The sequence below is a fragment of the Bradyrhizobium sp. KB893862 SZCCT0404 genome, assembly GCF_018130885.1.
In the GTDB taxonomy this organism is placed as follows: domain Bacteria; phylum Pseudomonadota; class Alphaproteobacteria; order Rhizobiales; family Xanthobacteraceae; genus Bradyrhizobium; species Bradyrhizobium stylosanthis.
In genome coordinates, this window is record NZ_JAFCLT010000009.1 from 201580 (window position 1) to 215937 (window position 14358).

The 14358-nt window shown below is 65.9% G+C and carries 14 protein-coding genes; 10 read left to right on the forward strand and 4 right to left on the reverse strand.

The window, feature by feature from the left end; translation table 11 throughout:
- Window position 1: 1 nt before the first annotated feature.
- Window positions 2–679, reverse strand: coding sequence for a peroxiredoxin-like family protein (locus JQ617_RS30745; protein WP_212029591.1), 678 nt, complete (start codon window positions 677–679; stop codon window positions 2–4).
- A 98-nt stretch (window positions 680–777) separates the two neighbouring features.
- Between JQ617_RS30745 and JQ617_RS30750 the strand changes: the two genes are divergently transcribed.
- Complete coding sequence (locus JQ617_RS30750; protein ID WP_212029592.1) at window positions 778–1683, forward strand: LysR family transcriptional regulator; 906 nt, start codon at window positions 778–780, stop codon at window positions 1681–1683.
- Window positions 1684–1746: 63 nt separating this feature from the next.
- Window positions 1747–3366: an ABC transporter substrate-binding protein gene (locus JQ617_RS30755; RefSeq protein WP_212029593.1), complete on the forward strand. Its 1620-nt coding sequence runs from the start codon at window positions 1747–1749 to the stop codon at window positions 3364–3366.
- On the opposite strand, the gene JQ617_RS30760 is transcribed toward JQ617_RS30755, so the two are convergent.
- A complete protein-coding gene (locus JQ617_RS30760; protein WP_212029594.1) occupies window positions 3363–4706 on the reverse strand; it encodes a glycoside hydrolase family 3 N-terminal domain-containing protein in 1344 nt (447 codons plus the stop codon). The genes JQ617_RS30755 and JQ617_RS30760 overlap by 4 nt on opposite strands.
- Before the next feature lie 188 nt (window positions 4707–4894).
- Between JQ617_RS30760 and JQ617_RS30765 the strand changes: the two genes are divergently transcribed.
- Genes JQ617_RS30765 through JQ617_RS30775 form a run of 3 tightly spaced genes read left to right on the forward strand, consistent with a single transcriptional unit; the run spans window position 4895 to window position 8697 of the window.
- Window positions 4895–6397, forward strand: a complete 1503-nt coding sequence (locus JQ617_RS30765; RefSeq protein ID WP_212029595.1) for a DUF4153 domain-containing protein — start codon at window positions 4895–4897, stop codon at window positions 6395–6397.
- A 12-nt stretch (window positions 6398–6409) separates the two neighbouring features.
- A complete protein-coding gene (locus JQ617_RS30770) occupies window positions 6410–7114 on the forward strand; it encodes a response regulator transcription factor (protein ID WP_212029596.1) in 705 nt (234 codons plus the stop codon).
- The gene (locus tag JQ617_RS30775; RefSeq protein ID WP_212029597.1) at window positions 7111–8697 is read left to right on the forward strand and encodes an ATP-binding protein; all 1587 of its coding nucleotides are present in this window, start codon (window positions 7111–7113) and stop codon (window positions 8695–8697) included. The genes JQ617_RS30770 and JQ617_RS30775 overlap by 4 nt, the downstream gene beginning before the upstream one ends.
- Here the strand turns inward: JQ617_RS30775 and JQ617_RS30780 are convergent.
- Complete coding sequence (locus JQ617_RS30780) at window positions 8694–8834, reverse strand: hypothetical protein (protein ID WP_007597071.1); 141 nt, start codon at window positions 8832–8834, stop codon at window positions 8694–8696. The genes JQ617_RS30775 and JQ617_RS30780 overlap by 4 nt on opposite strands.
- 79 nt (window positions 8835–8913) lie before the next feature.
- On the opposite strand from JQ617_RS30780, the gene JQ617_RS30785 reads away from it, so the two are divergent.
- The 4 genes from JQ617_RS30785 (at window position 8914) to JQ617_RS30800 (ending at window position 11669) form a co-directional block, all read left to right on the forward strand.
- Complete coding sequence (locus JQ617_RS30785; protein WP_212029598.1) at window positions 8914–9483, forward strand: alpha-ketoglutarate-dependent dioxygenase AlkB; 570 nt, start codon at window positions 8914–8916, stop codon at window positions 9481–9483.
- Window positions 9484–9685: 202 nt separating this feature from the next.
- A complete protein-coding gene (locus tag JQ617_RS30790) occupies window positions 9686–10108 on the forward strand; it encodes a DUF3606 domain-containing protein (RefSeq protein ID WP_212029599.1) in 423 nt (140 codons plus the stop codon).
- Window positions 10109–10124: 16 nt separating this feature from the next.
- Window positions 10125–10613, forward strand: a complete 489-nt coding sequence (locus JQ617_RS30795) for a hypothetical protein (protein ID WP_212029600.1) — start codon at window positions 10125–10127, stop codon at window positions 10611–10613.
- A gap of 126 nt (window positions 10614–10739) precedes the next feature.
- Window positions 10740–11669 carry an alpha/beta hydrolase gene (locus JQ617_RS30800; protein ID WP_212029601.1) on the forward strand — a complete coding sequence of 310 codons (930 nt, stop codon included), beginning with the start codon at window positions 10740–10742 and terminating at the stop codon, window positions 11667–11669.
- Between the two features lie 291 nt (window positions 11670–11960).
- Here the strand turns inward: JQ617_RS30800 and JQ617_RS30805 are convergent, their stop codons facing one another.
- Window positions 11961–13109 (reverse strand): DUF3047 domain-containing protein, encoded by a 1149-nt coding sequence (locus tag JQ617_RS30805; protein ID WP_249157696.1) that lies wholly within the window; start codon window positions 13107–13109, stop codon window positions 11961–11963.
- 192 nt (window positions 13110–13301) lie between these two features.
- Here JQ617_RS30805 and JQ617_RS30810 point away from each other — a divergent pair, with 192 nt between their 5' ends.
- Window positions 13302–14327 (forward strand): AraC family transcriptional regulator, encoded by a 1026-nt coding sequence (locus JQ617_RS30810; protein ID WP_212029603.1) that lies wholly within the window; start codon window positions 13302–13304, stop codon window positions 14325–14327.
- Window positions 14328–14358 lie beyond the last annotated feature (31 nt).

The window sequence follows — 14358 nt, forward strand, 5'->3', positions numbered from 1 at the left end:
ATCAGGCCGCCTTGCCCGCCCGCAACCGGTCCAGCACCGGCAGCAGCTCGGACGGATCGGGGCGATGCGTGTAGTCGGGGTTCACTTCAGCGTAGGCGATGACGCCGTCGCGGCCGATGACGTAGCGTGCCGGCATCGGCAGCACCCAGGACGGATCGTCGTTGAAAACAGGCAGATCGTTCTTGAAGGACTTGTAGAGCGCCACGAGGTCGGCAGGCAGCGCGAAGCGGATGCCGAAGGCGTCGGCGACCTCGCTCCTGACATCGCTGAGGATCGGGAACGACAGCTTGTTGTCGCGCTCGGACTTGCGGCTGTTCGGCGCGGTCTGCGGTGAGATCGCAATGAGGCTGGCGCCGCGTGCGGTGATCTCCGGTAGCGCGTCCTGAAGCGCCTGGAGCTCGAGGTTGCAGTACGGACACCAGACGCCGCGATAGAACGACACGACCAGCGGTCCCTTCGCGAGCAGGTCACGCGACGACACCTGCTTGCCATCGGGGTCCTTGAGCGAAAATTCCGGCGCCGCGTCGCCGGCCTTCTTCGCGCGCTGCGCCTGTCCGCTCACGATCAGCTCGGCGGTAGCGCGGTGCATGGTGTCGAGCGCCTCCCTGGTCGGCTTGAGCGGGAAACGTCCGCCTTCGAAATCGGCTTTGAAGGCATCGAGCTTGTCTTGCAGGGCCATTGCGAAACTCCATCGGTTGCTGTTGGCCCGCTTGATCTGGATCATTTGAGAATGAAGGGGTATACGCTCAATCCGGAGAACATTTATTTGGATTTCAAATGAGTGATCGTCTGCAGGAATTGGCCGTCTTTGTCCGGGCGGCGGAGAGCGGCAGTTTCTCGAAGGCCGCACGCGAGCTCGGCCTGTCGCAGCCTTCGGTGTCGCGCATCATCGGCGAGTTGGAGGCGCGCCTCGGGGTCAAGCTGTTGCTGCGGACCACGCGCCGCATCACCGTGACCGACGCCGGCGCGCTGTTCCTGACCCGCGCGCGCGAAGTGCTCGCCGATATCGAGGATGCCGAGGACGCCGCGCGCGGCATCGATTCCCTGCGGGGCACCATCCGCATCGCGATGCCCGTCATGTACGGGGCCCGAAACATCATCCCGCGCCTGCCGAAATTCCTCGCCGCGCATCCCTTGCTGCGCGTCGAACTGTCCGTGGCCGACGAACGGCAGGATCTCGTTGCCGAGGGTACCGATGTCGCCATTCGGCTCGGTGCGCTGACTGATTCCGGATTTGGTGCGAGAAGTCTGGGGTCGGTGCCGCGCCTGGTGGTGGCATCACCATCCTATCTCGCGGCACGCGGCGCGCCGAAGACACCGGCGGACCTCGCCTCACATGATTGCATCTTCGGCCCGGGCCAGTCCGGCCTCGCCAGCTGGTCCTTTACCCGCAACGGGGCCGAAACCTCCGTCGACATCCGCGGTCGCATCTCGACCGATTCCGGCCCCGGTGTATTCGCTTGCGTGCTGGCGGGATTGGGCATTGCGATCACATCGCCGATCATGGCCGGCCCCGAGATCAAGGCCGGGACGCTCGTTCCGCTGCTCAAGGGCTACAAGCTTCCACCGCTCGAGGTGCACGCCGTGTATCCGAGCGGACGACGCCCCTCGCCCAAGGTGCGCGCCCTGGTCGACTATCTCGCCGCGGAGTTCGCCAGATCTCCACACGATGCGACGCCGTGAAGCGCGGCTGATGGCATGGGCCTTGCCTCTTTATGGTGCAACTCTCTCAGCAGCGAGGCACCCATGAGCGCATCGTCTTTCGAATTGAGCCGCCGCCAAATGGTCCTCGGCGGCATAGGCCTCGCCGGAACGGCCATGGCCCCGCATATCGCCTGGGCGCAGGGACGCAGCGAGACGCTGCTCGTGGTGCAGGAGCTCGGGCCGAACTCGCTGGACATGCAGGGCGTCGGCTCCAACCAGACCGTGAACGGCCTGTCCTGGAATTGCTATGACCGGCTACTGACCTACGCCTCGAGGACGCTGCCGGATGGGACGGTCTCGTACGACCGCGAGAAGCTCGCGCCGGAGCTCGCCGAGAGCTGGGAGGTCGCCGCCGACGGCATGTCCTGCACCTTCAGGCTTCGCAAGGACGCGAAATTCCACGACGGCACGCCGGTCACGGCGAAAGACGTCAAATGGTCGTTCGACCGCGCCGTGAAGGTCGGCGGCTTTCCGACCTTCCAGATGTCGGCGGGATCCCTTGAAAAGCCCGAGCAGTTCGTGGTGGTCGACGACCACACCTTCCGCATCGACTATGTCCGCAAGGACAAGATGCTGCTGTTCAACGTCGCCGTGGTCGTGCCCTTCATCATCAATTCCGAGCTCGCGAAGAAGAACGCGACGGCGGAAGATCCCTGGGCGCTGGCCTGGCTCAGGACCAACGAGGCGGGCGGCGGCGCTTACCGGATCGAGAGCTGGAAGCCCGGCAGCGAGACCGTGCTGGCGCGCTTCGATGACTGGAAGAGCGGACCGCTGCCGAAGATCAAGCGCGTGATCGCGCGCGACGTCCCCTCCGCCGGCACCCGCCGTGCCATGCTGGAGCGGGGCGATGCCGATATCTCCAGCGGCTTTGCGCCGCGTGATTTCGAGCAGATCATTAGAGAGGGCAAGGTCAAGGTCTCGGGCGTGCCGATCCCGAACGCGCTCTGGTACGTGGCGCTGAATACGGCGAAGCCGCCGTTCGACAATGTGAAGCTGCGCCAGGCCATCGCCTGGGCGATGCCCTACGAGCAGATCCAGAGCAGCGCCTTCTTCGGCCGCGCCGTTCCGATGTACGGCGGCGCGGCAGACGTCTCAAAACCGGTCTGGCCGCAGCCGTTTCCCTACGTCACCGATCTCGACAAGGCCAAGGCTCTGATGAAGGAGGCCGGATTCGAATCCGGTCTGGAAACGACACTGTCGCTGGACACAGGCACGGCCACCGTCGGCGAGCCGACCGCCATCCTGATCCAGGAGAGCCTCGCCAAGATCGGCATCAAGGCGGGAATCGAAAAGATTCCCGGCGCGAACTGGCGCACGACGCTGAACAAGAAGGAGCTGCCGCTCGCGCTCAACCGCTTCAGCGGCTGGCTCGACTATCCCGAATATTACTTCTACTGGAATTTCCACGGCAACAACTCGATCTTCAACATCTCCTCCTACCAGAACAAGGCGATGGACGCGCTGATCGACAAGGCGCGTTTCACCGCCGATAGCGCGGAGTACGACAAGGCGGTCAAGGATTTCATCGCGCTCTGCATGCGCGACGTCCCCGTCATTCCACTCAACCAGCCGATCCACGACGTCGCGATGCAGAAGAGCGTAAGCGGCTACGAATTCTGGTTCCACCGCGAGCCGGACTACCGCCAGTTCGCAAAGGGCTAGTTGCGACGGGCAACGCTGATTGCGCCCGACGAGGCGCGTGCCTGCGCGCTCGGCAAACCTCGCTCCAGCCGCGCCGTGCTCGCATGCAGCATCGCCGCATCGAGCCTGCCCTGCCGCGATCCCTCCAGCGCGCAAGCGAAGACCCGGTAGAACTGCGCGCCGTCATAGGCGACCAGCAGCAGATCGACGCCGGCATTGATCGCCTCGACCACGGCCTTGCAGACGTCGTTCTGGTAGATCGCGCCCATCACGAGGTCGTCGGTCATCACCATGCCCTGGTATCCCCATTTGTCCCGAATGATTCCCTGCACGACCTGCTTCGAATGCGACGCGGCGCGATCGGGATCGACGGCGGTGAGCGTGACATGGCCGACCATGAGGGCGCTGCGCGAATGCGACAGCACCTCTCGGAACGGAAGCCAGTCGGTTGTCTCCAGCTCCTTCACCGGCGTGTTGAGACTGGCGCTGAAATGATGCGTGTCGGTGCGCACGCGGCCGATGCCGGGAAAATGCTTGAGCGTGGCGCCGACGCCCGTCTCCTCGAGCCCTCGGACATAGGCACTGGCGATCGTGCTGACGACGACGGGATCGGTCGCGATCGCGCGCTGGCTGATCAGCGTATGGAAATCGAGGCGGTTGCGCCGCCGCGGCGGCTTGAGGTCGAGCACCGGCGCGAGGTTGAGATTGACACCGAGGCCCGCAAGCTCACGGCCGTGGATGCGGCCGAACTCTTCGGCCCTCGCCTGCTGCTCGTCGGGCGCAAGCCCGGTGAGCGTCGCGAGCGCCGGCACCTTGGTCAGCGGCGGCGCAAGATGCCCGACGATGCCGCCTTCCTGGTCCGCGGCGACGACCAGCGGCAGCAGGCCGGCGGCGCGCCGCTTGTCCTGGAGCGCCGCGATCTCGGCGCGCAGCGCCTCGATGGTCCGGCCGCGGACGTTGTGGCGGGTGACATAGACGCCGCCGATCAGGCCCTGCTCGGCGAGGCGCGCGACCTCGGCAAAGGAGGAATAACCGACCATGAAGTGCGGCCCGAGCTGCCGCGCTTCGGCGGCACTGGCGGCAAGGACGTCACGCTTGCGCAGCTCGAACTTCAGATGCGCGGCGGACATCAGCAGCGGCGGCAGGCACCACAGCATGACGAGCAGCTTGCCCGCCAAGCTGCGCCAGCGTCCTCTCCACAGCAGGACGATGACGATCAGGAGGCTTGCGACGACAAGGGCGATGTTTCCCCCGCCGCGCAGTGGGACCAGATAGGGATCATTCTTGTTTGCGGCCGCGAATGCAAAGAGGGTCGCGGCGAGCCAGAGCAGGACGAGACCGACACGGCGAAGGAATGGCATGATGCACCACAGGCGATGGCGATGAATGCTTCGCACCTATCAAGGCGATCTCCGCTACGCGAGAGGCAAAAGCGCGCCTGCACGAAATCTGCAAAAGACTCCTGAAACCGTGCAGACGATGATCCCGCCTTCTGCACAAGCGCCGTTCAGAGTTCGTGATGTCGCCCATCACGAAAGGTGTTCTGGACATGACGAGCCTGGCTTCGACGATCGCAGCGGACATCCAGCGGGACGGGCATTCCTCGATCCCGGCCAAGCTCGGCTGCGCGCTGGCCCTGGCCGCGCTCGCGGACTGGCTGTTCTATGGCCAGCGGATCGGGCTGTCGCTGACGCTCTTTGCGCTTTCGGTTGCGTGCCTATCGGTTCTGTTCAACCAAGCCTCGCTCAATCCGCGGCGCGCGGGAATCGGCGCGGCTGTTCTCGTTGCCGGCCTCGTGCCGGCCGTCGAGGAGCTCAACACCCTGTCGTTCCTGATCCTCCTGGCGTCGCTGACCATTGCGCTGCTGCTCGCGACCAATCCGGAAACGACCGAGCTCGCCGACCGCGCCCGCGCGTTGCGCAATCTTGTCCTGATCGGCCCCTTCAGGTTCTTCCCGGAGGCGCTCCAGGTCTTCAACATGTCGGCCTTCACCCGCGGCATCGCGCTCTGGCTATTTCCGGTGACGCTCGGCACCGTGTTCGTCGCACTGTTTGCCGCCGCCAATCCCGTGATCGAGCAGTGGGTCTCGCTGCTCAATCCGAAAGTCATCCTCGACTATGTCAGCATCCCGCGCGTGCTGTTCTGGATCCTGATGCTGGCGCTGGTCTGGCCGTTCATCCATGTGCGCTGGCGGCGCCGCAAGGTCGTCATTCCGGCTGCGGCCGACGGCCCCATGCCGCCGCCGCTCCCGCCCCTGGTCTCGGCCGAGTTTCTGGGAGCCCCCACCATCCTGCGCTCGCTGATCCTGTTCAACCTGCTGTTCGCGGCGCAGTCCGTGCTCGACGGCATCTATCTCTGGGGCCACGTGGCGCTGCCCGACAATGTGACCTATGCGTGGTACGCCCATCGCGGCGCCTATCCGCTGATCGCGACGGCCCTGCTCGCTGCCGCCTTCGTGCTGGTCGCGATGCGCCCCGGCGGCCCGGCCGGGAAATCCAGGGTGATCCGGCCGCTGGTCTATCTCTGGGTCGGGCAGAACGTGCTGCTCGTTGCCTCGTCCATCCTCCGGCTCGACCTCTATGTCGGCGTCTACATGCTGACCTATTGGCGCATCGCGGCCTTCATCTGGATGGGACTGGTGGCGCTGGGACTGATCCTGATCGTCGCGCGCATCGCGCTCGACCGGTCCAACCGGTGGCTCGTCTGTGCCAACCTGATCGCGTTAACGATCGTGCTCTATGGTTCCGCGCTGGTGAACTTCGATGCATTCATTGCCGACTACAATCTGAGCCACAGCAGCGAGACAGGGGGCACGGGCGTGAAGATCGATGCCAACTACCTCCTCACCTTGGGCCCGCAGGCACTGCCTGCGATCGACAAGATCATCGCGCTTCGCGGCGGCGATTACTGTCTTGCGGGACGCCGAGACCGGCTTGTAGAAAGTCAGAGGCAGGACCTGGCGTGGCGTGCCTGGGGCTTTCGGAGCTGGCGGCTGCAGCGCCGGCTGGACGCACAGGCCAAGGGCCAGCCCGGCAATCAGCCGGCGGGGTGAGCGGAGACTCTTTTGGCGCATCGCATTCTCATCGTCGACGACGAAGGCCACATCCGCGAGGTCATCCGCGTCGCCCTGAAGAAGGCCGGCATGGACGTGATCGAGGCCCGCGACGGTAAGGAGGCGCTGCTCCGCTTTGCCGCCGACAAGCCCGACCTGATCGTGCTCGACATCGGCATGCCCGAGTTCGACGGCCTCGACGTCTGCCGCGAGATCCGCAAGGGTTCGGACGTGCCGATCCTGTTCCTGTCGGCGCGCGACGAGGAGATCGACCGTATCCTGGGCCTCGAGATCGGCGGCGACGATTACGTCACAAAGCCGTTCAGCCCGCGCGAGCTGGTGGCGCGGGTCAATGTCATCCTGCGCCGCCTCAGCCCGCGCAACGGCGAGGCCAAGGCCGGGCCCGCCGCGCTGGTGCAAGGCGGTCTCTTGATCGATCCCGAACAGCATGTCGCGACCTTCGCCGGCACGCCGCTGAAGCTGACCGCGATCGAGTTCGGCATCCTGCGCGCGTTCCTGACCCGGCCGACCTCGGTGTTCAACCGCGAGCAGCTGATGCGGGCGGCCTATCAGCTCAACATCCAGGTCTCCGACCGCACCATCGACAGTCACATCCGCAACATCCGCGCCAAGCTGGCCGCGCTGAATTGCGAGAACGTGATCGAGACCATCCACGGCGTCGGCTTCAAGCTCGGCCGCTGCGAGAAGGAAGCATGAGCGCGGCGCCCGACAAATGGCGGCCGTCGCTGACCCTCGTGATCTTCACGGTGCTGGCGACCGTCGGCGTGCTGCCGCTGGTCGGCCTGTTCTTCTTCCGCCTGTACGACAACCAGCTGATCCGCCAGACCCAGGCCGAGCTGATCGCGCAGAGCCGCGTGCTGGCGACGATCTATGCGCAGGAGGTCACGGCAAGGCTCGACGGCGGCCTCACGCTCGGCGCCGAGGTGCCGCCGAACGTGCTGCCCGATCCGGGCGACCAGGTCACCCCGATCCGCCCCGCGCTCGACCTCACCGCCAACGACCTGCTGCGACGGCGGCCCGATGCGCTGCCGGCGCCGCAAGCCGCGCAGGCCGCCTATGTCGAGATCGGCGCAAGGCTGACGCCGATCATCCGCGAGACCCAGAAGGTGACGCTGGCGGGCTTTCGCATCCTCGATCCGCAGGGCGTGGTGATCGCCGGGCGGCAGGAGGTCGGGCAGTCGCTCGCCCATATCGAGGAAGTATCGGACGCGCTGCACGGGCAGTACCGCGCGACCCTGCGCAACCGCGTTCCGGACAAGCCGCCGCCGCCGATCTATTCCTTCAGCCGCGGCCTCGGCGTGCACGTGTTCTCGGCGATGCCCGTCATCGTCAATAACCGCGTTGCGGGGGTGATCTACACGACGCGGACGCCGAGCAATATCTTCGACCATCTCTATCAGGAGCGCGGCAAGTTCGTGCTGGCCGGGCTCGCCGTCATCCTCGGCACCATCGCGATCGGCCTCGTGTTCTCGCGCACCATCACGCGGCCGATGCGCGAGCTGATCGACCGCGCCGCGCGGATCGGTCGCGGCGACCGCGAGGCTTTCCGGCCGCTCCGGCACTACGGCACGCGGGAGTTCGCGCAGCTCTCGCACAGCTTCCTCGGCATGGCCGAGCAGCTGGCGCGGCGCTCCGACTATATCGCGACGTTCTCGGCCCACCTCACCCACGAGCTGAAATCGCCGCTGACCTCGATCAAGGGCGCGGCCGAGCTGTTGCAGGATTCAGTGCAGGGCAAGGCCGGCAGCCTGACCCCGGCCGAGCAGACTACGTTCATCGGCAACATCCTGTCCGATACCCAGCGGCTGGAGGCGATGGCGCAGCGGCTGCGCGAGCTCGCCCGCGCCGAGAGCCTGCCGCAGAACGAGCGCACCGAGCTTGCGCCGGTCATCGCCGATCTCAGGAGCCGGTTTCCGGCAAGCGCGATCGAAGCCAGCGGCAGCCTCGACCGGACCATCGGCATGTCCTCGGAGAAGGCGCTGATCGTGCTGTCGCACCTCGCTGATAACGCTATGCGGCACAAGGCCGGGACGATCAGGCTGGAGGCGGTCGACGAGCGGACGACGCTGCTCGTGACGGTCAGCAATGACGGCGAGCCGATCTCGGCGCCGAACCGCGACAGGATTTTCGATGCCTTCTTCACGACCCGCCGCGACCAGGGTGGTACCGGGATGGGCTTGGCGATTGCGCGCGCGGTGATGGCGAGCCATGGCGGCTCGATCAGGCTCAAGCCGACCGATGCCGGCGCGGCCTTCGAGCTGCAGTTTCCGGTAGCCTAGATCGCAAACACCCAGGCGGCGACGATGGTGCCGATGGTGACGAGACCGGCGATGGTCCAGCCGGCGGCGTATTCCAGCTCAGGATGACCGGTCGCCCGCATGATCTCTGCCGGATCGGCGGTATGCTTCTCTGCCATGACAGCCTCGCACATTTCTTCCCGCGTCATAGATAAGTCGCTTGAGACGCCATTAGGTTCCATCACGGAAATGCGAGGAATGACGCAGCTTGGTTTGTTCGCCGAGCCGGACGCAGGCCCGGCCGGACTTCGCCATACCGACAATTTTATCGACGCCGCCACCGAGCACGATCTGATCGGCCGCATCGCAGCATTGCCGCTCCAGCGCTTTGAGTTCGGCGCCTTCGAGGGCAACCGCCGGGTGGCCTCCTTCGGCTACCGCTATGACTACACGCTGCAGCGGCTCACCGAGGCCGAGCCGATCCCCGTGTGGGTGCAGCCGGTCGCACGGCAGGTCGAGGCATGGGCAGGGCTCGCCGAGGGCAGCGTGCGGCAGGTGCTGTGCACCGAATACGACGCTGGCGTCGGCATCGGCTGGCACCGCGACAAGCCGCATTTCGACAAGGTGCTCGGCCTGTCGCTCGGCTCTCCCTGCAAATTCCGTTTCCGCCGGCGCAGCGGCACCAAGTGGGAACGCCACACGCTCGAGGCCCTGCCGCGCTCGCTCTACATGATGGACGGCGAGGCGCGATCGGAGTGGGAGCACAGCATCCCGCCGGTCGAGGCACGGCGCTGCTCCATCACCTTCCGGACGATGAAGCTGACGTGACAGCCCCTCCCAAACAAAAACTGCGAAAACAACCCCATGCACAGTAGAGGCCGCAGTCCGGCATAGGGCGAGGCGGCGTGACGCAACGGCTTGACTCACCGGTGCAAAACGGCCGCTCCGCGCAACCGGAGCAAAGTGCGCGTCTTGCCTTCCAAATCCGGTTGCATGCTAGACTGCAAGCAGTCCACGGCAGGAGGGAAGCATGGCCGACAACAAGGCGAAGCGGGGCGGAGCTGACCGCGCGCTGATCGCGCTCACCGAGAAATACGAAGTCGCCTACTGGTCCAAGAAGTTCAAGGTGACGCCGGCCAAGCTGAAATACGCCGTCAAGAAGGTCGGCCACTCCGCCAGGAAGGTCGAGGAATACATCAAGCTCCAGAAGCACCGTGCCGCCGACAAGAGCCGGATCGCGCTCGGCGAGGCCTATGAGGTCCGCTACTGGTCGAAGAAGTTCAAGATCACCCCGGCCAAGCTGAAGGCCGCGGTCGCAGCGGCCGGCCACTCCTCCAAGAAGGTCGAGGCCTATCTCGCGGCCCAGAAGGCGGCGAAGAAGGCCAAGAAGGCGGCCAAGAAAACCGTCAAGAAGACCGCGAAGAAGATGGCCAAGCGCAAGAAAGCCGCGTGAAGCTGGGGGGAGCGGCATGAAGCCCGGTCAAGCGATCCTCGCCTGCGCCCTCGTTCTCGCGGGCACATGCCCCCTCGCCGCCGCCGGCACGCCCGCAAAGGTCTCGGGCGCGACCGCGCTGGCGCTCGCGGGCGTGATCGCGCCGCTGTCGCCTGATCTCACCGGGCCCGAGAAGAAGGCGGTGGCGATGCTGTTCGCCGCAAATGCCGACGTTCCCTACAAGAAGGCCATCGTGGTGACCGCGGACCGGATCGTCTGCCGCACCGGCAATGTCGACATCACCATTCGCAATTGCGAGGTGACGTTCGGCAAGAAGGTGAAGACGGTGAACGGGTCCACCGCCAACGAGATCTTCGCCACCGAAGCGCTGGCGGGCGTGCCGCCCGACGGCGCCGCGGGCTCGAATTTCGAGAGCCTTTCCAAGCTGAGCTGCACGATCGATCCCAATGCGATCAGGCGCAAGGACGGCAGCGGGGCCGATTGCACGTTCCAGCCGGGGAATTGACGCGGGAACGACGCACCGGCCGCGAGTGCCGTGAAATCGCCCCAACACCAGCAACTAATATGGCGAATTGAGAAGACAGGCCAAACCCGTGCGCCAATATCGGGCACGCATTGCCCGGCACTTATCATGAAGAATTACCTCGCATTTTTCCTTGTTCTGACCGTCACCGCAGCCTCCGCGCATGGTCCGGTGCCGGCGCGGCTGACCGCGCCGTCCGATCTGGTTCGGATCGGCCTCACCGATTCCGACACCACGGCCGGCGGCACCGCGCGGCTGTGCGAGCAGGTCAGCTTCTCGCGCGGCCTGCGTTACGGCGAGAGCGAAGCCAATGTGCTCGATGTCGCCACCAGCGCGACCAAGGCGGACACGCCGCGGCCGGTGCTGCTGTTCGTGACCGGCGACACCTTCACCGGCGACCGCGCCGCGCCGGAGCTGTCGCGCCAGATCCAGGACCAGGCGATGTGCTTTGCCGCGCGCAACGACATGATCGGGGTCCGCGTCAATTATCGGCTGGCACCGTCGGCGACCTGGCCGATGGGGGCGACCGACGTGGCGGCGGCGCTATCCTGGATCCACGGCAATATCGACCTGTTCAATGGCGATGCCCGCGAGATCGTCGCGGTCGGCTACGGCGCCGGCGCCTTCCACCTCGCCACGCTGCTGGCGCATCCCGAGCTGCAGACCGACCGCGCCGACGTCGCCGGCGTCGTTCTGGTGTCGGGCTTCTATCGCGTGGGCAAGGACGCAAGCGACAGCGAGAAGGCTTATCTCGGCACGGACGCAACCCAGTACGACAACCGGTCGGTCTTCCCCGGCATTCTCAATGTCGACGTGCCGATCGTGCTGGCCTGGGCGGCGGACGATACCGCCGGTGTCGTGGCCCAGGGCGAGACGCTGAAGAAGACGCTCTGCGGCGCCGGCCACTGCCCGCGCAGTGCGATGCTGCGCAACCGCGACGGCATCGCCGCTGCGTTTGGCCTGGATGGCTCCGGCGACAGCCTCGCCGAGCCGACGCTGCTGCTGGTGCACCAGCTCGAGGCGCGCGGGCTGCCGTAGCGGTGCGGCACGACGACGAGCTCACACCATTTGCTGGGCTACCCCTCTCCCCCGCCCTCCCCACAAAGACAGGGCTATCACATGTGGATTTCACGAGGACCGCTCGCGAGCTTGCCCCGCCTCTCCCGCTTGCGGGCGAGGCCGACGCGCGGCGGGTGAGGGCTCTCACCGCGCTGGGATAATTTCTGCAGTTGCTAGCAATCCCGAGGCGGAAGCACCCCACCCCAACCCTCCCACGCAAGCGGGAGAGGGAGCCCACTACCGATACCGAAGCATTGCTCTCCTCGCGCACTACACCTTGTGCACGGCATTGTCGCCGGTGGTGATCTTGATATCGGCGTAGCGACACGCGCCGTGGCGGCGCTGGAACGGGGCCACGGCCAGCAGCCAGATTTTCGAGATGGCCTTCGCCGATCCGCCGATATGGGCGGCGTAGTCCGCGGCGACGTCGCGTTCGTGCGCCTGCCAGCTGCCGAGCCCGGCATTTCCGGAACGGACGATCATATGCGTCTCGATCGCATTCCAGGCCGGCAGCGGGCACCGGAAGACCTTGCCTTCAGGCAAATATTCGCTCCAGACATAGGTCAGGTCCTGCCCGTCCTCGAACTTCACGCCGATCGAGAGATAGTCGTGGGTCGCTGCCTGATCCTCCGCGACGACGGAGGGCAATTGATCGATCTTCCAGCGCCATGCGAGGCGCGGACGAGAGGCCAAAGGCAGCGGCAGCGGCCGCTCGATGATGCTGACATGGCCCGTGATGTCGCAAACGATCTCGCCGCCGGCGTCCTGGCTGAAGACTTCCTGCCCGCCGCCAAAGCCGAGCAGGTTCGACCAGCCCGGCGGCAGCTTGCCGCCACGCCCGATGCGCGCCAACTCGGATTTGAGCAGACCGCCGACATCGCCATGCGCCAGCAGACTCTTGACGCCCGCCGCGGCGTCCCCGCGCCACAGCAGCGCGATCCCCGTGATCTTCACATCCGCCTTCTTGTAGATGTCTTGCGGCGTAGCGAGGGCACCATCCTCGTTGGCCCATTCCGCAGCCGAACGCGCGACCTCGATGCGGCCATCGTGGGAGGCCGTCATCGTTCCCGTATCCAGCATCGGATTGTAAATCGGCCGTTGCCCGCGCGAGCGCGCGTGGAAGATCAGGCCGGGGCCGAACCAGAGATCGTGCTCGCGCGACAGCCACATGCGACCGCCGAGCAGGAACGTCACCTGCTGGCCCCGTGTCGCGTCGAGATCGAGATCGGTCCAGGGCAGATCGGTGCCGTTGATCTCGAACGTCTTGTAGGCAACCAGCTCCGGTGAATTCGCCTTCGCGATGATGTCCTTGATGCCGCTCACCGGATCCGCCGGCGCGCTCTGCTCTGCCGCGCGCGCCGTCTGCAATGCCGGACCGGCAAAGGGCAGCGCCAAACCGAGCGCCGACGCACGCAACATGACATCGCGCCGGGAAATTTTCCCGGCCGGCGACGAGAAGCCAAGACAAGCAAAGCACATGCATTCCTCCCTGCCCCGGTTCGACACGGGCGTTTGGCCGTAGTCCCCGGGAATCCGGATGCTATGCTTTCGCACCGAATTCAGCCTGCCATGACGTGCCGATCTGGCCGCCGGTTTGGCGCGTGAGGGCAGATGCACCAGACCGGTTACACACGCGCGAGCACGCTCGGCCCGATCGCCGGGGTCGTGACCGCGGCCGGAGGATCGATCGAGCGGGTGTTTCGCCGCGCCGATCTTCCCCTCGCCTTGCTGGAATCACCCGACGCGCTGCTGCCGCTGCGCGATCATTTCCGGCTGTTGATGGTGACGTCGCGGGAATTGCACGACGAAGTCTTTGCGGCCCGGCTCGGTCGCCAGACCTCGATGTCGGGCCTCGGAGTCTTCGGCAGGTGGGTGGCCCAGGCTCCGACCTTGCTCGAGGCGATCCAGCGCGCCGGAACCAGCCTGCCGCACATGCTGCAGAACGCCACGCAGCTGGTCGTCCGTCGTTACGACAACGACATTCACTGGTCGTATGAACTGGCGGACCCCGCGCGCGACGGGCGCCAGCAGAACGAGATGCTCGCGATCTGGTACATGATCGCCGTCGTCAGGCATTTCGCCGGCGCCTGCTGGCTGCCGGACCGGATCGTCCTTGCGGATCTCCCAAGCCGGCTGCGATGTCCGGTCGGCGAATTGATGGGGACCGATACGGCTATCGGCAACGCCGCCAGCGCGATCGTTTTCGACCGGCGGCTGCTGACATCGGTCAATCCGGATCTCGAACAGGAGGATGGGCTGAGCGCAAGCGAGCTCGGGCGCATTTTTGACCTGCCGGATCCGGAAGACCTGCCGGGCCGTCTGTCCGTCCTGATCGAATTGGAGCTGCTCGACCGGCGTCCCACCCTTTCACGCATCGGAAGCCGGTCGGGACTTGCAAGACGAACGTTGCAACGCAGGCTCGGCGAATTGGGCCTGAGCTACAGCGACCTGCTGCGAAACGCGCTGCAGCGCCGGGCGGTGCGGCTGTTGTGCCAGACTGACCGATCGATCGGCGACATTGCGTCCATGCTCGGCTATGACGACCCCGCCCATTTCAGCCGGGCCTTCGAGCGCTGGAGCGGCGTTGCCCCCACCCGCTGGCGCGGGCTGCGCGAACCGCGCGCGCGGCGGCCGTAGCAGCCTGTCAGCACGCCTGCCGTTTCATCCC